Origin of the sequence: Pseudomonas sp. PDM21 (genome assembly GCF_014852505.2) — a bacterium.
Lineage (GTDB): Bacteria > Pseudomonadota > Gammaproteobacteria > Pseudomonadales > Pseudomonadaceae > Pseudomonas.
Genome location: NZ_CM181223.1, coordinates 3,331,050 through 3,350,324, shown reverse-complemented (window position 1 = coordinate 3,350,324; position 19,275 = coordinate 3,331,050). Strand labels below are relative to the sequence as shown.

Genomic DNA, 19,275 nt, shown 5'->3' with positions numbered 1-19,275 from the left:
GCTCTTCGCCCCCTGCGCTTTGGCGTTTACTTGAAACCTTTGTTCGCCCGCTCACTCGCAAGAGAAAGCGTCCCGTTTTTTCCAACGAGGAGCCCCGCATGACGCCACCCGCCTCCCGGAATGCTGTCGCCTCGTACCGCGAGCACTGCTCCATCCGCGATCTCTATCAGTCCCTGCTGCGCACTCCGCAGGACTGCCTGGAGCGTGCAGCCACGCTTCTTGATACACAGCTGGACCTGCGGGCTGCCCACGACGACGAGCTGCCCGCCGACCCGCAACGCTGGGACAGTTGGCTGTCCAACCGCGCCGAACGCAGCGCACAGGGCTATGCCACCTACCTGAGCGAGCGCCGGGAAGGCGCACCGCGTCGGCACTTCGCCAACCGCGCCCATGCCCTGCACTTCCTCCAGGCCATAGCTCCCACCAAGCGGGTAGACGGCGCCTGGCTCTACGGTGTGCTCGACCACTGGAGCGACACGCGCCTGCTGCCGCTGGTACATACCTGCCTGGAAGAGCTGGGCCACGGTATCCCCGCGCGCAACCACGTGCTGGTGTACCAGCGCCTGCTGGACAGCCTGGGTTGCGATGCCCCGCCCGACCTGAGCGATGCGCATTACCTGCAAGGCACCCTGCAGCTGGCGCTGGGCTATCTGTCCGACGACTACCTGCCCGAAGTGCTGGGCTACAACCTGGGATACGAGCTGCCGCCGCTGCACCTGATGATCACCAGTTGCGAACTGCGCGAGTTGGGTATCGACCCGGAGTACTTCCGCCTGCACGTGACCATCGACAACGCTGCCACCGGTCACGGTCGCAAGGCATTGCAGGCGCTGGAAGCCAACCTGCCGCAGCTGGCCGATCGCGGCGCTTTCCTGCGCCGCGTGCACGCCGGATACCGACTCAACGACGCGGGGCTATCCAACCAACAGCTGCTCGATGGTTTCGACCTGGAAGCCGAAGTGGTCGCCATGCTTGAGCGCAAGCGGCCCTTCGCCAGGCAGATGCACGATGACCGTGCACGCATCGGCGGGCGCACGGTGAACCAGTGGATGGCCGGCCCCGGGCGCATGGGCGAATTTCTTGCTGCGTTGCAGCAACTCGGCTGGATCAGGCGCCACCAGGACCCCGCCAACAGTCGTCTCTGGGGCCTGATCTCCGGAGACAGCGCGGCCATGTTCGGTGTGTTCAATCCCTACGAGCGGCAGCTGCTGCACGACTGGATCGCCGGCGACTGGAGCGAGCCTGCGCAACGCAATCCCTGGGGCGGTAGCGAGAAAGCCAGCGCCGCCCCACCGTCGGCACGCTCGGAGTTCGCCACCGAGGAGCGCGCCCTGCTCAACGAGCTGTCCACGCTTTCGCCGCGCAGCCGCATGCATCGCCTGGTCGCTCTCATGGCTCCGCACCGCCACTGGACACCAGCCGGGCTGCTGGCCACGCGCATCTACACCGACAAACTGGGGATCGAACCATGACTACATTCTTCGACTCGCGCCTGGAGACATTGATCACCCTGGGGCAGGAGTTGCAGGCGCAAGACTACCGTTTCACCACGGTCACCCCCGCGACCCACGCGCGCGTCAACGCCCGGCCGGAAAACCAGCTGGCCGGCGATCTGCAGGGCGTGTTCGGCTGGAGCCGGCTGTTCCCCGACGCGCTAGTCAGCGAGCGCATGCTCGCCCTGCTGGAAACCGGCGGACTGCTGCAGCGCCAGGACAGTCAATGGCGCAGCGCGGTGCGCTGGTCGAGTCTGGACGACCAGCTGTTCGCCCACTCCGCCTACCCGACGCTGGAGACTGACGCGGTGTTCTTCGGCCCGGACACCTACCGTTTCGCCCACGCGCTGCACCAGTATTTCCAGAGTGGTGAGGCCGGCAATGTGCGCCGCGCCGTGGATATCGGCTGCGGTGCCGGCCCCGGCGCCATCCTCATCGCCCAGGCCTTCCCGGAGGCAGAAGTCACCGCCGTGGACATCAATCCGCGCGCCCTGGACTTCACCCGTGCCAACGCCTATCTCGCCGGCATCGATGACCTGCAGATTCGCCAGAGCAATCTGCTGGAGCGCATCGAGGGGCAGTTCGACCTGATAGTCGCCAACCCGCCGTACCTGCTCGATCCGGACGAGCGCACCTACCGCCATGGTGGCGGAGCATTTGGCGCAGGCCTGTCATTGCGCATCGTCGAAACCGCCCTGCAACGCCTGAACGTCGGCGGCTCCCTGCTGCTCTATACCGGCGCCGCGGTGGTCAACGGCGAGGCGCCCCTGCGCCGACAGCTGGACGCATTACTGATCGATCGTCCGGTGAGCTGGCACTACGAGGAGATGGACCCGGATGTGTTCGGCGAGGAGCTGGACAGCTCGGCTTACCAGCAGGCCGAGCGGATTGCGGCAGTGACGCTGACGGTAAAACGGCTGGGCTGATCTTTTAGCAGGCGGATAACGCTGCCGGCGTTATTCACCCTGCATTCTGACCTGCAGGAGCGGGACACGACCGCTCCTGCAGGGCCAACTCAAGCCGGAATCTTCGTCACCTGCGCCTCCCTCGCCCAGATGCGGTGCAGCTTCAGCGCCTTCTCGAAAGCCGCGAACACATCCGCTGCCGTGCGCCCCTCGACGATGCCCTCGTCAGGCGACAGACCGAGTTGCCCCGGTAATGCCTGCGCATCGCCGCAGAAGGCCAGCGGCTTGAGGTGCTTGTAGGCTTCCAGCAGGTAATGCAGCGCACGCCCGTCACCGCCGATCTGCTGGGTCGCCTTGGCGCCGCCGGGGACATACACCGCATCGAAGGCCACTGACGGCAAGCCATCCCAACTGGCGTCTGGAGTCAGCGATGCACCACCTTCCGCCTTTACCGGCGAGGTGCTCGGACCGATCAGCTTGCCGGCAGCTCCTGCCTTCTCGAGCGCATCTTTCAGGTCGCGCACATCACTCTCGCTGACGCCATCGGCGATCAGGATCGCCACCTTGCGCGAGCGGATATCCCCGGCGAGCAGGTTGGCCTGGCTCAGCGCCGGTGACGGCTTGGGCTGTGGCACCCTGGCTGCCTTGTGGGTGACTTTCACGCCGATCTGGCTGGCGACTTTCTCCGCGAGTTCCGGGCAGATATTGGCGAGGATTTCGTTTACCTCGCGCTCACGGATCGGCATCCGTTCCACCTTGGACAGCTCGAACACATAGGCCGAAGCGACATGCCCCTGCTCCGCCTCGCTGAGGCTGTGATAGAACAGCGCCGCCTGGTTGAAGTGGTCGGCGAAGGAATCGGCACGCACCCGCACCTTGGCGCCTGTCATAGGCTCGTGGTAGCTGGTGAAACCGCCCTGGCGCGCGGCTGGCGGCGTTTCCTTCGGCCAGCCGTCATCGATGGAGTTCGGCTCATAGGCCGCGCGGCCCTTGTGCAGCATGTGCTGGTGCAGGCCGTCGCGCTGGTTGTTGTGAAACGGGCATAGCGGCTGGTTGATCGGGATCTGGTTGAAGTTCGGGCCGCCCAGGCGCAGCAGTTGGGTATCGGTGTAGGAAAACAGTCGGCCCTGCAGCAGCGGGTCGTTACTGAAGTCGATACCGGGCACGATATGGCCGGGGTGGAACGCGGCCTGCTCGGTCTCGGCGAAGAAGTTGTCCGGGTTGCGGTTGAGCACCATGCGCCCGAGCAGCTTCACCGGCACCCGTTCCTCGGGCACCAGCTTGGTTGGGTCGAGCAGGTCGAAGTCGAACTGGTCTGCATCGGCTTCGGGGATAACCTGCACGCCCAGTTCCCATTCGGGGTAATCGCCCCTCTCGATGTCGTCCCACAGTGTGCGGCGGTGGAAGTCCGGGTCCTTGCCGGCAAGCTTCTGCGCCTCGTCCCAGAGCAGCGAACAGACGCCGGATTTAGGCCGCCAGTGGAATTTCACCAGCGAACTGTCGCCTGCCGCATTGATCAGGCGGAAGGTGTGCACGCCAAAGCCCTGGATGTGCCGCAGCGAGATGGGAATCGCCCGGTCCGACATGGCCCACATCACCATGTGCGCCGACTCCGGAGTCAGCGAGACGAAGTCCCAGAAGGTGTCGTGGGCCGAGCCGCCGGTGGGCATCTCGTTGTGCGGTTCGGGCTTCACCGCGTGGACGAAGTCGGGGAACTTGATGGCGTCCTGGATGAAGAACACCGGCATGTTGTTGCCCACCAGATCGTAGTTTCCCTCGTCGGTGTAGAACTTCACGGCAAAGCCGCGCACGTCGCGCACGGTGTCCGCGGAGCCGCGCGGGCCCTGTACGGTGGAGAAGCGCACGAACACCGGCGTCTGCTTGCCGGCCTTGCCCAGGAACGACGCCTTGGTGAGCGAGCTCCAGTCCTCGTACGACTCGAAGAAACCATGAGCCGCCGCACCGCGGGCGTGGACGATGCGCTCGGGAATCCGCTCGTGGTCGAAGTGGGTGATCTTCTCCCGCAGGATGAAGTCTTCCAGCAGCGAAGGGCCGCGTTCGCCGGCGCGCAGGCTGTTCTGGTTGTCGGCGATGCGCACATCGGTGTTGGTGGTCAGCGCCTCGCCAGTCGCGTCTTCACGGTAGCGCTCCAGGGCTTCCAGCTTTTCATTGGTGTTGCCCCGGTCGATAGTCTCGGTGCCCGCCAATCGGCTCTTCTTTGCGGTGGGTTTGGCCACGGTAGAGTCCTCCTCATCAGGATTCGAATCAGTGCGCGGCATGAAAGGACAGCCGCGCCTGGATCTACCTGATGGGACAGACCTGCCTCTGAGAGTTCACATATTCGCTCGACCTGCGCCGAGAGCGACCGCCTTCGTCCTCGCCTGCGGCCCCTGCAACCGCTGACCGCCCGTCCCACGCGACAAACTGCTCTTCGAGCGGCCACTCCCTCGCTCACGACCGTTCATCCTCAGCACTGAACGCTCCCCGGCCAGGCTCGTCATCCGGACATGCCCCCTGCTCGCGGGGCCTCATCCGATCAGAGGAATCACCATGAACATGACAGGCCATCTGCGGAACGGACTACTGTGCGCCCTCCTCCTCGTCGCCGCCCCGGTGATGGCGGAGCAGAAGTCTGCACAGGACCAGCATTTCGTCAGCGAAGCATCAGCCGCCGGCATGGCAGAGATCGACGCTGCAAAACTGGCGCTGAAGAAGAGCCAGTCTGCCGATGTGAAAACCTTCGCACAGCACATCATCGACGATCACGAGAAGGCCAATGCCACGCTGAAGTCGCTCGCCGCAAAGCACCAGCTGCAGCTCGCCGACAGCGCCAGCCTGACCAGCCAGGCGAAGGCCAAGGTGCTCGACGTGCGCGAGGAGTCGTTCGACGCAGCCTATGCCAACAACCAGGTCAGCGCTCACGAGGAAGCGGTGAAGGTCTTCACCGACGCAGCCAACAATGCCGCAGACGCGGACATCAAGAACTTCGCCCAGCAGACCCTGCCCGTGCTCCAGCAGCACCTGGAAATGGCCCGGGATCTGGTCAAGGCGCACCCTTCCAGTTAGCCAGGGAGCGAGTGTTCCCCTCGCTTATCGTTCAGCGTGCAGCTAGCCCCGAGGGTTCAGCTGCATCGCAGAACCCTCCATCGCCTCTCGCCAAGCCCCGTCAAATGAGAACGACAATTTCTTAACAGCCTTCAGGCGAATATCGCCGCCACTCTCGAATTGATTGGAGCGGCGTTTGATGAAATTGTGCGGAGCCTCGCTGGCCATTCTGGTGGCGATCGGAAGCACGGCGTTGCTGGGCGCGGAATCGGCGCTGGCGGCTTCGGATGACGACGGCATCGTGGTTTACGATGCCCAGCACGAGTCGCTGACCAAAGCCTGGAGTGAAGGCTTTACCCAGGGCACCGGGATCAAGGTTACCTTGCGCAAAGGCGACGATATCGAGCTGGGCAACCAGATCGTCCAGGAGGGAAAGGCATCTCCGGCCGATGTTTTCCTGACCGAGAACTCCCCCGCGATGATGCTCGTCGATCACGCCGGGCTTTTCGCTCCCGTCGACCCGGTCACTATCGCCCAGGTAGCCGCACCGTTCAGAACAGCCCAGGGTCATTGGGTCGGCATCGCTGCCCGCTCCACTGTCTTTGCCTACAACAAGGACCGGGTGAAGGAGTCCGATCTGCCCAAATCGCTGCTGGAACTGGCCGAGCCGCAGTGGATCGGACGCTGGTCCGCATCACCCGCCGGGGCTGACTTCCAGGCCATCGTCGGCGCGCTCCTGGAACTCAAGGGCGAAGCCGTGACGCTCGACTGGCTCGAGGCGCTGAAAGCCGGCGCGCGGAATTACCGGGGCAACAACGCCGTGCTCAAGGCGGTGAACGCCGGGCAGATCGATTCCGGCGTGATCTACCACTATTACTACTTCGGCGACCAGGCACGGACTGGCGACAACAGCGGCAACACCGCCTTGCACTACTTCAGGCACCAGGACCCCGGCGCCTTCATCAGCCTGTCCGGCGGCGGTGTCCTGGCTTCGAGCAAGCACCAGAAGCAAGCCCAGGCGTTCCTGCAATGGATCACCGGCCCCAAGGGCCAGGCCATTCTGCGTGACGGCAATTCCTTCGAGTACGCGGTTGGCGACGGTGCGCCGTCGAACCCGGAACTGGTCCCGCTGGACCAGTTGGATGCTCCGGTCATCGACGCTTCCCGGCTGGACAGCCAGAAGGTCGTGGACCTCATGATCCAGGCGGGCCTGCTCTAAGTGACGGCGCAACAGCTCGGGCCGGATTCGCGCCTGCGAGACGCCAGGAACAAGTCGCGTCTATCAACGCTGCGCCGCTGGCGAAACGGTTCGGGCCAGCTCTGGGTGCTGGGCGCTGCACTGCTGATTTCGGCATTCGCCCTGCTCCCACTGGCCTTCGTGGCCACTGCCGGCGTCCAGGCGGGTATCCCGTTGATCTCCAAGCTGGTGTTCCGCCCGCGAGTTGCAGAGTTGCTGTACAACACACTGCTGCTTGTCGTGCTGACCGTCCCGCTTTGCGTGCTCCACGGTATCGCGATGGCCTGGCTGACCGAGCGCACCAACCTTCCCGGAAGACGCCTGTTGTCCTTGCTGGTCGTGGCTCCGCTGGCCATCCCTGCCTTCGTCCACAGCTACGCGTGGATCAGCCTCGCCCCCTCTATCCACGGGCTGTTCCCGGCAGTACTGGTCTCGGTGATCGCCTACTCGCCCTTCATCTACCTGCCGGCTGCCGCCGCACTGCGACGGCTCGATCCTGTGTTGGAAGATGTCGCCGAGTCGCTGGGTGATCGCCCGTTCAAGGTATTCCTGCGGGTCGTGCTGCCGCAGTTGCGTGTCGCGATCTGGGGTGGCGCGCTGCTCGTCGGGCTGCATCTGCTGGCGGAATACGGCCTGTTCGCGCTGATTCGCTTCGACACCTTCACCACCGCCATTTTCGATCAGTTCCAGTCGTCCTTCAGTGGCCCGGCGGCGAACATGCTGGCCGGCGTCCTGGCGCTGGGCTGCCTGATGATGCTGAGCCTGGAGTCGGCCACGCGGGGTTCCGCACGCTATGCACGCATCGGCGCCGGCAGCCCGCGTTCTCCCCGGCAGTACCGGTTGGGCTGGAGATGTTCGGCGCTGGTGCTGACGATCTGCGCGGCGTTCACCGCAGCCTCACTGGGCGTCCCGCTGATTACCCTGGGCAAGTGGCTCAAGGCAGGCGGAGTCGCGGTCTGGAGCTCGCAGGAGTTGCTGAACTGCCTGGGCCAGACCCTGCTGCTGGGCGCGGCGGGAGCACTGCTGACCACCATTGCCGCCGTTCCGATCGCCTGGATCTCCGTCCGCGCGCCGAGCCGCTTCCAGCGCCTGCTCCAAGGCAGCAACTACGTGGCCAGTGCGCTGCCGGGGATCGTGATTGCCCTGGCGCTGGTCAGCGTCACGATCCGCTTCGCCCAGCCGCTGTACCAGACCGTTTTCACCGTGCTGCTGGCCTATGTGCTGATGTTCCTGCCGCGCGCCCTGGTCAGCTTGCGCGCAGGGCTTGCCCAGGCGCCGGTCGAACTGGAGAACATCGCCCGCAGCCTGGGCCGCACGCCGATGCAGGCCTTGTGGGGTGTCACCGTCCGCTTTGCCGCACCGGGCGCCGCAGCGGGCGTCGCCCTGGTGTTCCTGGCCATCGTCAACGAACTCACTGCGACGCTGCTCCTGTCGCCCAGTGGCACCTCGACGCTGGCCACCGCCTTCTGGTCGAAAACCAGCGAGATCGACTACGCCGCGGCGGCGCCTTACGCCCTGCTGATGATTCTGCTGTCCCTCCCCCTGACCGGGATTCTCTACCACCAATCCAAGCGAGTAGCAGGTCGATGAGCACACTCGAACTGAAGTCCGTGTCCCGGTTCTTTGGCGCCTATGCAGCGATCGAGAACTTCAACCTGACCGTGGCCAGCGGCGGCCGCACCGCGATTGTCGGCCCGTCGGGATCGGGCAAGACCACCCTGCTCCGGCTGATTGCCGGCTTCGAGGTACCTGACCTGGGGACGATCACGCTCGACGGGGTGACGCTTGCCGGTGACAGCACCTTCGTCCCGGCACACCGCCGGGTCATCGGCTACGTTCCGCAGGACGGCGCGCTGTTTCCTCACCTGTCGGTGGCCGAGAACATCGGTTTCGGCCTGCCCAGGGGGACGGAGAATCGCGACCGACGAATCCAGGAACTGCTGGAAATGGTCTCGCTCAATGCGTCCATGGCCAGCCGCTGGCCCCACGAACTGTCCGGCGGCCAGCAGCAGCGCGTCGCGCTGGCCAGGGCGCTGGCGCAAAGCCCGAAGCTGATGCTGCTCGATGAGCCCTTCTCCGCCTTGGACAGCGGCCTGCGCGTGTCCATGCGCAAGGCGGTATCGAAAGTCCTGAGCGATGCCGGGGTTACCGCCATTCTGGTGACCCACGACCAGGAGGAAGCGCTGTCGTTTGGCGATCAGCTGGCGGTCATTCGCCAGGGGCGGCTGGTGCAGGCCGGGGCGCCGAAGGACCTCTATCTGCGGCCCGCCGATGAGGAAACCGCCGCGTTCCTGGGGGATGCCCTGGTGTTTCGCGCCCATGTCAGCAACGGTTGGGCCCGCTGTGCGCTGGGCAATGTGATCGCGGGCAACGCCGCGCTCAACGGGCATGCAAAGATACTGCTGCGCCCCGAACAGCTGCATCTGAGCCGCAGCACGCTTTTCCCCAACAGTGCCGACGGCTGTTACGGCGTCGTGGTGGGCAGTGACTTTGGCGGCGACAAGTGCACGGTGATGGTCCAACTCCAGGCTCCCCTGTCGGAAGACGAACTGACGATTCCGGTCCGGGTGCCAGCAATGGACTGCCCCGAGCCGGGCGCGCGAGTCCACATCCTTGTCAGTGGCGCCGCTCACTCCTTCACTGCAGACAGGCTGGTGCAAGCCCACTAGCAGGCGGCCCTGACGACCCGCGCGACAGCGTCCTTGCGGATGCTGCCGGGCAGGTCTTCCACAGACTAGCCTGCGCTTACCACATCACCCGCGCGCCGACCTTGGCGCCGACCGAGTGGCTGTCGCCGAAGTCCTGCAGGCTGGTACGGCCCAGCAACTCGCCGAACAGCATTGAGCGGTCGTCGTCCCAGTTCAGCGATGCGCCCACGCCCAGACCGCCCCACAGCGCCTGTTCCTCGCTCTTCACGTGCAGGTCCGACACGTCGGCCGAGGTCCCGTTGGCGAAGTCGTAGTACAGGTTGGTGATGCCGTAGAGGTGCGAGCGGCTGGTCTTGCCGTTGCTGCCGGTCCACTGGGTCTCGCGGTCCAGGGATACGCCCAGGCGCGACACCAGACTATCGCCGTTGTCGTCGGAGACCTTGGCATCGTAGTCGTCGGTGAACGAATCGAAGCGCACTTGCGACCAGCTCAGCTGAGCTTGCGGCGTCACCGACCAGATGTCGTTGAGCACCACGCGGTGACCCACCTCGACGCCGGCAGCGACGCCGTTGCCACGGTTGCCGGTCTCCAGTTTCCTGCCCAGCTGCGAGGAACGCAGATCACTGTCGAACCAGCTGACGGTCGCCTGCCCATCGACGTAAGTGCCGTCGTTGCCGTACCAGGTGGCCGCGCCGCCGAAGCCGTAGCCGGTGACGTCGATGGAGCCATCGCCGTACTTCGAGGCCACGCTGGAGTTGGCCGTGCCGTAATGCAGGGTCGGGCCGACGACCAGGGTGCCGGCGTCGCTCTCATAAACCGGTGCGTCGAAGCCGGCTTCGAACTTCCACAGGTGTACGTCGTAGTTGGCGCTGCTGGTGCTGGACGATGGGTCGATCTGCGAATCGGAGCCCTCTGCCCTCACCCACGCGCCGCGACCGATGGCAGGCCGGCCATCTTTCGCTTCGCTTTGCAGCTCGGCGTCCGGCTGCCAGTAGCGGTTGCCGACGCGCTGCTGCAGGGTGCCCAGTTCGTTGAAGCGCTGCAGGACGCTGGAGTAGCTCTCGTACAGGGCAACTGTCGGCGCCAGCAGCGGTCCGGACGGCGGCGTCACCGGGGGGACTACGGGCGGGGTCACCGAAGGCGTTACCGGCGGCACCACGGGCGGCTCAACAGGCGGGGTCACGGGTGGCGTGACGGGCGGAGTCACTGGCGGAGTCACGGGTGGAGTGACCGGCGCATCCAGCGAGGAGCGCAGGTACCAGCCGCCGTCATTGGAGGCCGTCACGCCGTTCTGGTACAGACGATAGGCGTAGGCGCCCGCCACGACAGCCGGCTGGCCCTGATAGGTGTAGTTGCCAGCCAGGGTGAACAGGCCGTTGGACAGGCCCTGGACGTCGATCAGTTTGATGCCTTCCACGGTCGGTGCGCCCAGCCCGCCGACGTTGGTGACCCGGATGGTGCCAGTGCCGGAGGTATCGCCGGTGATCACCAGGCGGCCAGTCGCCGAGCTGTCGTCGCCCAGCACGGTGTTGACGGCCACCACGCCGCCATTGCCGATGTAGTCGCCATCGATGGTCAGCACGCCGGAACCGCCGCCCGGGGTGATAGTGCCACTGTTGCTGACGTTGCCGATCACAGTGCCGTTGCCGGACAGGGTGCCCAGGGCATTCACCGTCAGCGGGCTGGTGATCGAGCCGTCGATGGCCAGGGTGCCAAGGTTGACAGTGGTCGGGCCGGTGTAGGTGTAGACGTCGGTCAGGAGCGTAGTGCCGCTACCGTTCTGCGCCACGCCACCCGCACCGGTGATCTGCCGGTTGAAGGTATAGGTGTCGCTGCGGTTGAAGGCGAAGGTGGCGCCGCTGTCGACGACTACATCGCCGGCGAGGGTGCCGCTGGTGCCGCCGTTGCCGAGCTGCAGGGTGCCCTGCTGTACGTTCCAGGGGGCAGTGACAGTGCTGTCGCCGATCAGCGACCAGGTGCTGCTGCCGGTTTTCTGGAAGATATCGAAGTTCTGATACTGCGCGCCGAGGCTGGATACGTCGAACTGGTCATCGAGGTTCCCGCCCAGGCGGAAGATATCGGCGGTATTGGTCGCGCTGGCGATTACATTGCCGCGAATGTCCGAGCCTGCCTGCAGCTCCAGCGTCGAAAGGCCGGCGCCGGTGGCGAACTCGACGGCGTTGGCATAACCGCTGCCCGCATGGATACGCCCGGAGTTGACGATGGTGAGGTTGCCGGTGGGCCTGAACATGTAGATCGCCGCAGCACCGTCACCGGCCTCGATCAGCCCGGAGTTGGTGATCGTGCTGGTGCCCTGTGTGAGGCGGATGCCCATGCCGCCGGTACCGCCGTTCAGAGCGGCTCCGCCGCGGATGAGGCCCTGGTTGATGATACTGGTGCCGACCGACACTCCATTGAAAACCCCTGCGGCAGACACGCCGCCGTCGCTGGTCCCGCCAACGATGACGCCGCTACCGGAGTTCACCAGGCTGGAAGCGGTGCTCGCCAGCGAGACCCCCGAACCCAGGCCGGTGCTGGACGCATTGAAATTGGTCGCAGCGCCGCCGGTTATCGTGCCGTTGTTGGTGAGCGTCGCTCTGGTCGAAACGGCGAGGCCGGTATTGCCGGAGACGTTGCTGCCAATGCCCTGGCCGCCGGTCACCGTGCCGTTATTGACGAACACGCCATTGCCAACGGCGAGGCCATATCCCGGCGTGGTTGCACTCGCCGCGCCGACGTAGGTGCCTTCGAAGGTGTAATTCGAATTGATCGGAATGGTGCTGTAGATGTTGGTCAGCACGAAGCCCTGGGTATCGATGGTGATGGACTTCGTCGTGACAAGGGTCGCGCCAGTGAAGGAAAAGCTGGCGGTCAGGTTGATCGTGGAGCTGCTGTCGGCGTCGGCGTTGGCGGCGACGACCGCTGCCTGCAACTCGCTCTGGTTGGAGGCGGTATAGCCCCCTGCACAGGCAACCTGGGGAGCCAGGTTCGCTGCGACGAGGGCAAGAGTGATTGCAGAAAGTTGAGGCGCACGCACGCAAGTGCGCTGCATTCCATGGCGCTTATAGGAGGACTTCATGTGATCCCGCTCGGTGTGTTTTATTTGTTACAGGGTTGAAGCGGCGGCGAGCTTAGATCACGGCTTGAACAGGAGATGCGAACGGTTAACAGCGGGGGGATTTAATGTTGTCAGCAGAACTCAATATTTATCAAACACCCGTCATTACTGGGTTTTCTGCGAATTTCCGGCACGCCGGTACTGGCACGATCGTAACGCGTTACCCGAAAATCGCTTGATTCAAGGTAACGCGTTACCAGGCGCATTCTTGTAGCTTATCCTGTACAGAATCCGCGCAGGCATTCGAGCCGGAGCACTGGGTGCGTGCCGGCAGCGCCTAGTCGGCCAGTTCCGCCAGCACGCTTTTCAGACGCTCCAGCGTTGTCGGCGTGCAAGCCTGCATCGGTTCGCGCACCTCGTTGGCGATCAGCCCCTGGAGCGCCAGCGCACCTTTCACGGCAGCAGGATTGGGCTCGGCGAAAGCCGCCTGCATCCACGGCAACAGCCGGTAGAAAGTACGTCGCGCGGAGATCAGCTCGCCCTCTTCCATCTGCCGGAACATCTGCACATAGAGATCGGCGCGCACATGGGAAGAAGCCGAGATGGTGCCGGCGCCGCCCAGGCAGAGGTTGGTGTAGATCTGCAGGTCTTCGCCGGTGAGCACCGAGACCTGTCCGTCCGCAATCAACGCCAGGGTGGTTTCCACATCGCCCGCACAATCCTTGATCGCCACGATGTTCGGGTGGCGCACGATGCGGCGCAGCGTCTCGCGCTCGATGCGCGCGCCGGTGCGGTAGGGAATGTCGTAGAGCACCACCGGGACGCTGGCGGCGTCGGCCACGGTGCGGAAGAACGCCTCCAACCCGGCCTGGGATGGGCGGATGTAGTACGGCGCCGGCACCAGCACGCCCGCCACCGGGCGGCGCTGAATATCCTGCAGGAAGGCCAGCAGCTCGCGCTGATTGTTGCCTGCCAGCCCCATGATCACCTGCTGCGCGGGCACCCACTGCAACACGGCATCGAGCACTTCCAGCTGCTCTTCATGGCTCAGCGCGGCCGCCTCGCCTGTGGTGCCGCAGACCACGAAGCCCGCGACGCCTTGTTCCAGCAACTGCGCTACCAGCCCCTGCAGCGCCGGGTAGTCCACCGCGCCATCACGAAAGGGAGTGACCAGTGCCACCCAGATCCCACGAAAATTCGACATGCAAAAACTCCTGTTGGCTGACCGTCGGGTCGCCGTCAGGGAGGGATGCGGGAATCAAGCGGGAGGGAGGTTCGACCTTGCGCCTTGTGTCCTGTCAGCCCATCTGACGGGACAGCGCCCCGGTCAAATGAGCGACTGTTTCTTCGATTTCTTGGCAACGACAACGCACGCGCAGGCCCGGGCAAGGAAGCCCGAAGCGGAGAGCGAGTGGTTGAAGATGGAGAACATGGAGCTCTCTTACCCAATATCAGGTTGCGCGAAATGTCTGACGGATACTGCTGAAGGAGCGGGAGAGCTGTCAACTCCCCCGCTTCGCTTTGCGTGTCCGCAGGTAGTGCCGGTCAGTCCTTTCCGCAACGGCTTTCATCGTGCTGCAGGCTGGCCTGACTGACCTGGCTGCCCGGCGGAACGCTGCGGGTCAGCCAGACGTTGCCGCCGATGGTCGAGCCCTTGCCGATGGTCACGCGGCCGAGAATGGTGGCGCCGGCGTAGATCACCACTTCGTCCTCGACGATCGGGTGGCGCGGTTCGCCCTTGTGCAGCTGGCCGGTTTCGTCGGAGGTAAAGCGCTTCGCACCCAGGGTCACGGCCTGATAGATGCGCACCTGTTTGCCGATGATCGCGGTTTCTCCGATCACCACACCGGTGCCATGATCGATGAAGAAGCTGCTGCCGATCTGCGCACCAGGGTGGATGTCGATGCCGGTCGCCGAGTGGGCCAGCTCCGAGATGATCCGCGCCAGCAGCGGCAGGCCGGCGTTGTACAGATGATGCGCGAGACGGTGGTGAATGATCGCCATCACGCCCGGATAGCACAGCAGTACCTCGTCAACGCTGCGTGCAGCAGGATCGCCCTGGTAAGCGGCCATCACGTCGGCGTCGAGCAGCCTGCGCATCTCCGGCAGCGCGCGTGCGAAGTCGCGCACCAGCACCACGGCATGCTCATCGACCCGGCCGTCCACCACATCACCGCGCTGCCGCGCGCTGTAGCGCAGCTCCAGCCGGGCCTGTACCAGCAGCGCATTCAGCGCGGCGTCCAGGGTATGCCCGACGAAGAAGTCCTCGCTCTCTTCGCGCAGGTCATTCGGGCCAAGGCGCATGGGGAACAGCGCGCTGGCCAGGCGCTCCACCACTTCCTCGATGGACTGGCGCGAAGGCAGTTCGCGACCGCCCTGCTCCGGGTGGCGGCCCGTGCGGCTGCGCCATTCATTGCGGGCGCCACGCAGGTCCTCGACGATCTGCGCCAGTTGCCAGTTCACCGGGCCATTCTCGTTCAGTCGATTGGCGTCGTTCATCGCTTGCTGTATTCCTTGATTCACGGGGGCTTTCAATCACGATTGCCTATCCTGATCGGTCGCGCCGCGCAGGACAAATCGCCGGAAGGCATAACCTAATGCCTTTTTCGTAGGACGAAGTGTTTCTGCAGCAACAGCGAATCAACAGTGATGTTGCTGCGGCAACACCCTTTTGCCGTCAGAAGCGCGAAAACCGTGGCCTCCCGCTCTGGCACAGGCCTTGCTGCCGTGCAATGCCCGCCATGCAGCCGCACTCTTCTCTTTCTGCCTGACCGAACGCACCGACAACGACGGCTGCCGGGCCCGAATTCCAATGAAGACTTGCCACGCGTGCACCAATGGGGCGACGCCCCCTTTCGACGATGGCAACGAGGACATCCCATGAGTCTCGATATTTTCTGGTTCCTGCCGACTTCCGGCGACACCCGCTACCTGGGTCATTCCAGCAGCGGCCGCCCGGCCACCAACGAATACATGCGGCAGATCGCCGTGGCCGCCGACCAGCTCGGCTATGACGGCCTGCTGATCCCCACTGGCAGCAGCTGCCTCGATCCGTGGGTGACCGCCGCCAGCCTGGTGCCGGTCACCCAGCGCATCAAGCTACTGGTGGCCCTGCGCACTTCTCTGGGCAACCCCACCGCCTCGGCGCGCCAGGCCGCGACCCTCGACCAGGCAAGCGGTGGCCGGCTGCTGCTCAACGTCGTCCCCGGTGGCGACAGCACTGAACTGGAGGCTGACGGCGTGTTCCTCAGCCATGATGAGCGTTACACCGCTTCCGACGAGTTCCTGACCATCTGGCGCCGTCTACTGTCAGGTGAAACCGTGGACTTCGCCGGCAAGCATCTGAAGGTCAATGGCGCACAGAATTTCTTCCCGCCCGTGCAGAAACCCTACCCACCGCTTTACTTCGGTGGCTCCTCCCCCGCCGCTCATGACCTGGCCGCCAAGCACGTGGATGCCTACCTGACCTGGGGCGAACCGCCTGCCGCCGTGGCCGAGAAGATCGCCGACGTGCGCGAGCGCGCGGCGCGCCAGGGGCGTACGGTTCGCTTCGGCGTGCGCCTGCATGTCATCGTTCGCGAGACCAACGAGAAAGCCTGGGCCGCCGCGGACGAACTGATCAGCCACCTGGATGACGCCACCATCGCCGCCGCGCAATCCAACTACGCGAAGATGGATTCGGTCGGTCAGCAGCGCATGGCTGCGCTGCATGGCGGTGATCGCAACAAGCTGGAAGTGGCGCCGAACCTCTGGGCCGGTGTCGGACTGGTGCGCGGTGGCGCGGGAACTGCACTGGTGGGCGATCCGGAAACCGTTGCCGAACGCTTGCTGGAGTACGCCGCGCTGGGCGTCGACAGCTTCGTACTGTCGGGTTATCCGCACCTGGAAGAGGCTTATCGTTTCGCCGAACTGGTGTTCCCGCTGCTGCCCGGCAAGGGCCGCGTGACGGTGGACGGCGTACTCACCGGCGGCGCCTTCGACGTACGCGCCGGGCACGAGAAAACCACGGAAGCGGCCGCCTGAAGTTCAATCCAGAGCGCTCGGCCGATGGCTGGCATTGCCCCTGAGTGATCAGGGGCCTCTTGCCCAGAGGCTATTCTGCAGGTCGGCACCGTCACGGACGCAGAACGACCCAGCACTGGCTGATCGAGTATCGATTCAATGGCGAGGACCGCCATCCGTTCATGCGCGCGGGAACTCTCCCTCACATCGAGGCCCTCGCCTTTTCCATCTACGTCGGTGAATTTCCCGAGCAGCCCCGACCGTTGCACGCCACCGCGGAGGTCGAATCGTGGCTGGGCGCCTGCGGCATCACCATCAGCGACGCAAGCCTCGCCGCGCTCAAGCCGGAGGCACGTTCCTAGTCGCCAGCCCCCGCCACTCGAAAGGAAACGTCCTGCACGTTGTGCGCCTCTACATTGCGCCGGATGGTGTGGTAGCGCTTCTGGTAGCCGCGCAGGTCGTGGGTCGGAATATGCAGGTGTCGCGCGACATGGCTCCACGCCCTCGCCTCGCTCATGGACTCGTCTTCGGCCTCGAATTCGAACTCCCGTCCATCTCTCACAAAGCTGACGTGGTACCGCTTTGTCAGGGATTCGTCCTGCATGGCGCCTCCGGGTATCTGGCTGTATTTCAAGCACTGACCGGGCGTCGGCGTTGGCGGTTCAAAGAGAATGGCGACCATGCCATCGGCATGCGGCTCAGTCCATCACGACCAGGGAGATCGTGCCGCCTTCGGCAGGTGCATGGTGCAGGACGAGGTCGATCCGGTGGGCGGCGTGAAGCAGGGTTTCGGCGTCGTGTTCCAGCAACAACGCGGCCGCCATCAGCGCCGTTGCCGTATCGGGAGTGGCGGCCTTGAGTGCGGCCTCACGCAGCACCTGAACCACGCAGGTCTCGTTGAAAGCCGAGGCCATCAGTACCTTTCGCAGTCGTTCCACGTCAGCCTCCTTCCTTGTCGGTGCGTGCTTGTGGGTGTGCATTGCAGGAATAGCCCGGTTTTATCTTCCCCACCCCGCCAGCCGACGATTGGCGGGACCTGCAGTGACAGCTATTATTCGTAACGCGTTACCAGCAGACTGACCAAATTACAGTAACGCGTTACTCGCCCTTCAAGAGAGCCAGCATGAAAGACGCCAAGGACAAAGCCACTCGCGACGCCTTCGAAGCGCCGCGCAAGGGCCGCCCCCGCAAGGAAGGCGCCATGACCAACGCCGAGAAACAGGCCGCGTATCGCAAGCGCCGTGCGGAATCCGGTGGTGGTGCGGTGATGCTCAACAACGAGGAAATCTGGCTGATCTGCCATGCACTGGACGGCAAGGTCTGGGAAGCGGACGGCGAGCAGCGGCAGAAGCTCATTGCTCGCCTGCGCAAACGAGTCGTCTGAACCGTCTTACATCAACCCGCAGATGAGCTCCAAGCCAAGGTCTCTTACCTGTCGGTCGGTGCGCAGCTCATTGCCGTGGATACCGATCACGTTGGTTCGTGGCGTGGAGGTGTAGCGGCTTTGCAGGCTGATCAGGTAACGGCCGTCTTCCTGTCGGTCGCAGGTGAAGTCGAACAGTGGATAGCTCCGGTGAAGGAGTTCGGCGACGTCGAGACAGCTTGGCGGATTCATGGGGTTCTCCTGCGTTGCTGCGCCTATCCTGCGCCGCTGCGCCGGGAATGGAACCGCGGCCACTGGCCATCACCCGTTTCGCCTATTTCGTCGCCACCGCGCAAAGGTCAACGATTTGAGCGGCTTGAGCCGGGCGCTACGGCCATTTTCCGGCTTCGCCAATAAACCAGCCCGGACCGACGGCAAGACTTTACATATAACGATTTTTTGCCGCCGCCATGACGGATCGTTCTGAAAAAGAGTCGAACACCCCTGCGCGATATGTTTCGGATGAAGGGAATGCACGGCATTCGCCTATTCATTTCTCACATACATTGCCCACGGAGTAGTTCCCATGGCCGAACATAGAGGCGGTAAAGGCAACTTTGCAGAAGACCCCCAACGTGCTTCCGAAGCCGGCAGGAAAGGCGGCCAGCACAGTGGCGGCAACTTCAAGAATGATCCGGCGCGCGCATCCGACGCGGGCCGCAAGGGAGGTCAGCGCAGCCACAGCGGCCACTGATCGCCGGGCTGGCGAGGCGTTGCGACGCTCGCCAGCTCGTTGCACATCGCGCAAGTACGAAAACGGCGCCGAAGGATCGGCGCCGTTTTTCATGGAGCGTCAGGCTCCCGATCACTGGGTGCAGAGCACCTCGCTCACCTGGATATCCGAGCGCGAATCGCGCCCGACCGGGCCATGCAGTGCGCGGACGAATTTCTGTGCCTGCTCGCGACTCAGGCTTTCCTGTCGCAACACAGTGCTCATGGACTGGCCATTGCGGCTGTAGCGGATCAGGTATGCATGCATGGTGCTTCTCCTCCCCGGTGAAGGCGGCCGTTCCGCTGATCGGACGGCCTTTGTTGCGCAGGAGTCTAGTTCAGCATCCAGGGTTGCACGGGCGGGCTGAGCAACGTGCGCTGAATGGCACCTTTGAGTTCGTCGAGGTCCGCCGACTTGGGCAGCACGGGGTAAGGCGCGCCCTCCTCGCCCTTCTCTGCCCAGGGCGACAGCACCAGCACGCGCATGCGCGGGCGCAGCGGCAGGCAGGCTTCGATCAGTGCGGCGCCTGTCAATGGCCCGGTGAGCTGCTCGTCGATCAGGAACAGGTCGATGACCGAGGACGACACCAGGTGCTCGATGGCCTCATCTTCACTGAGTGCACTGAGCACAGCGTGCCCCTGGCCGAGCAGGTGTTCTTCCAGGCGCTGGAGTTGCTCGGGCGTTTCCTCGAGGACCAGCACCATCTTGTTGTCGTGTGCTTGCATATGCGTCTCTCCCTTGTCGAGTACGGG

19 protein-coding genes are annotated in these 19,275 nt (G+C 64.3%); 10 read left to right on the top strand and 9 right to left on the bottom strand.

Features of this window, described 5'->3' with window-relative positions; all coding sequences use genetic code 11:
- The first annotated feature begins 98 nt into the window (after nt 1-98).
- Together IB275_RS15510 and IB275_RS15505 are read left to right on the top strand one after the other, a co-directional pair.
- The gene (locus tag IB275_RS15510; RefSeq protein ID WP_192295874.1) at nt 99-1,472 is read left to right on the top strand and encodes an iron-containing redox enzyme family protein; all 1,374 of its coding nucleotides are present in this window, start codon (nt 99-101) and stop codon (nt 1,470-1,472) included.
- The gene (locus tag IB275_RS15505) at nt 1,469-2,419 is read left to right on the top strand and encodes a class I SAM-dependent methyltransferase (RefSeq protein WP_192295873.1); all 951 of its coding nucleotides are present in this window, start codon (nt 1,469-1,471) and stop codon (nt 2,417-2,419) included. The genes IB275_RS15510 and IB275_RS15505 overlap by 4 nt, the downstream gene beginning before the upstream one ends.
- 89 nt (nt 2,420-2,508) lie before the next feature.
- Here the strand turns inward: IB275_RS15505 and katE are convergent, their stop codons facing one another.
- Nucleotides 2,509-4,635 carry a catalase HPII gene (gene katE, locus IB275_RS15500; protein ID WP_494514433.1) on the bottom strand — a complete coding sequence of 709 codons (2,127 nt, stop codon included), beginning with the start codon at nt 4,633-4,635 and terminating at the stop codon, nt 2,509-2,511.
- Between the two features lie 313 nt (nt 4,636-4,948).
- On the opposite strand from katE, the gene IB275_RS15495 reads away from it, so the two are divergent.
- The 4 genes from IB275_RS15495 to IB275_RS15480 all read left to right on the top strand — a co-directional run bounded on the left by IB275_RS15495 (nt 4,949) and on the right by IB275_RS15480 (nt 9,349).
- Nucleotides 4,949-5,464, top strand: a complete 516-nt coding sequence (locus IB275_RS15495) for a DUF4142 domain-containing protein (RefSeq protein WP_192295871.1) — start codon at nt 4,949-4,951, stop codon at nt 5,462-5,464.
- 178 nt (nt 5,465-5,642) lie between these two features.
- Nucleotides 5,643-6,662, top strand: a complete 1,020-nt coding sequence (locus tag IB275_RS15490; RefSeq protein ID WP_192295870.1) for an iron ABC transporter substrate-binding protein — start codon at nt 5,643-5,645, stop codon at nt 6,660-6,662.
- A gap of 69 nt (nt 6,663-6,731) precedes the next feature.
- Complete coding sequence (locus tag IB275_RS15485) at nt 6,732-8,270, top strand: ABC transporter permease (protein ID WP_225607820.1); 1,539 nt, start codon at nt 6,732-6,734, stop codon at nt 8,268-8,270.
- On the top strand, nt 8,267-9,349 hold the full coding sequence (locus IB275_RS15480; protein WP_192295869.1) for an ABC transporter ATP-binding protein: 1,083 nt from the start codon (nt 8,267-8,269) through the stop codon (nt 9,347-9,349). The genes IB275_RS15485 and IB275_RS15480 overlap by 4 nt, the downstream gene beginning before the upstream one ends.
- Nucleotides 9,350-9,425: 76 nt before the next feature.
- Here IB275_RS15480 and IB275_RS15475 read toward each other — a convergent pair whose 3' ends face one another.
- The 3 genes from IB275_RS15475 to epsC all read right to left on the bottom strand — a co-directional run bounded on the left by IB275_RS15475 (nt 9,426) and on the right by epsC (nt 14,885).
- Nucleotides 9,426-12,407: an autotransporter family protein gene (locus tag IB275_RS15475; RefSeq protein ID WP_192295868.1), complete on the bottom strand. Its 2,982-nt coding sequence runs from the start codon at nt 12,405-12,407 to the stop codon at nt 9,426-9,428.
- A gap of 316 nt (nt 12,408-12,723) precedes the next feature.
- Nucleotides 12,724-13,590: a 4-hydroxy-tetrahydrodipicolinate synthase gene (gene dapA / locus IB275_RS15470; RefSeq protein ID WP_192295867.1), complete on the bottom strand. Its 867-nt coding sequence runs from the start codon at nt 13,588-13,590 to the stop codon at nt 12,724-12,726.
- 341 nt (nt 13,591-13,931) lie between these two features.
- A complete protein-coding gene (gene epsC / locus IB275_RS15465; RefSeq protein WP_192295866.1) occupies nt 13,932-14,885 on the bottom strand; it encodes a serine O-acetyltransferase EpsC in 954 nt (317 codons plus the stop codon).
- A gap of 381 nt (nt 14,886-15,266) precedes the next feature.
- On the opposite strand from epsC, the gene ssuD reads away from it, so the two are divergent.
- Together ssuD and IB275_RS15455 are read left to right on the top strand one after the other, a co-directional pair.
- On the top strand, nt 15,267-16,409 hold the full coding sequence (ssuD, locus tag IB275_RS15460) for an FMNH2-dependent alkanesulfonate monooxygenase (protein ID WP_192295865.1): 1,143 nt from the start codon (nt 15,267-15,269) through the stop codon (nt 16,407-16,409).
- A gap of 161 nt (nt 16,410-16,570) precedes the next feature.
- Nucleotides 16,571-16,750 carry a hypothetical protein gene (locus IB275_RS15455; RefSeq protein WP_192295864.1) on the top strand — a complete coding sequence of 60 codons (180 nt, stop codon included), beginning with the start codon at nt 16,571-16,573 and terminating at the stop codon, nt 16,748-16,750.
- Here the strand turns inward: IB275_RS15455 and IB275_RS15450 are convergent.
- Together IB275_RS15450 and IB275_RS15445 are read right to left on the bottom strand one after the other, a co-directional pair.
- Nucleotides 16,747-16,992, bottom strand: a complete 246-nt coding sequence (locus tag IB275_RS15450) for a hypothetical protein (RefSeq protein ID WP_192295863.1) — start codon at nt 16,990-16,992, stop codon at nt 16,747-16,749. The two genes, IB275_RS15455 and IB275_RS15450, sit on opposite strands and share 4 nt — an antisense overlap.
- 94 nt (nt 16,993-17,086) lie before the next feature.
- Entirely contained in the window at nt 17,087-17,326 is a 240-nt protein-coding gene (locus IB275_RS15445) for a hypothetical protein (protein WP_139791649.1), read from the bottom strand.
- Nucleotides 17,327-17,511: 185 nt separating this feature from the next.
- On the opposite strand from IB275_RS15445, the gene IB275_RS15440 reads away from it, so the two are divergent.
- Nucleotides 17,512-17,772, top strand: a complete 261-nt coding sequence (locus tag IB275_RS15440) for a hypothetical protein (protein WP_192295978.1) — start codon at nt 17,512-17,514, stop codon at nt 17,770-17,772.
- Between the two features lie 6 nt (nt 17,773-17,778).
- Here the strand turns inward: IB275_RS15440 and IB275_RS15435 are convergent, their stop codons facing one another.
- Nucleotides 17,779-18,003 (bottom strand): hypothetical protein, encoded by a 225-nt coding sequence (locus tag IB275_RS15435; RefSeq protein WP_192295862.1) that lies wholly within the window; start codon nt 18,001-18,003, stop codon nt 17,779-17,781.
- 334 nt (nt 18,004-18,337) lie between these two features.
- Between IB275_RS15435 and IB275_RS15430 the strand changes: the two genes are divergently transcribed.
- Nucleotides 18,338-18,505 (top strand): con-10 family general stress protein, encoded by a 168-nt coding sequence (locus IB275_RS15430; RefSeq protein WP_081519887.1) that lies wholly within the window; start codon nt 18,338-18,340, stop codon nt 18,503-18,505.
- Between the two features lie 111 nt (nt 18,506-18,616).
- Here the strand turns inward: IB275_RS15430 and IB275_RS15425 are convergent, their stop codons facing one another.
- Entirely contained in the window at nt 18,617-18,790 is a 174-nt protein-coding gene (locus tag IB275_RS15425; RefSeq protein ID WP_167523186.1) for a hypothetical protein, read from the bottom strand.
- A gap of 65 nt (nt 18,791-18,855) precedes the next feature.
- On the bottom strand, nt 18,856-19,248 hold the full coding sequence (locus tag IB275_RS15420) for a response regulator (protein WP_192295861.1): 393 nt from the start codon (nt 19,246-19,248) through the stop codon (nt 18,856-18,858).
- Nucleotides 19,249-19,275: the final 27 nt, after the last annotated feature.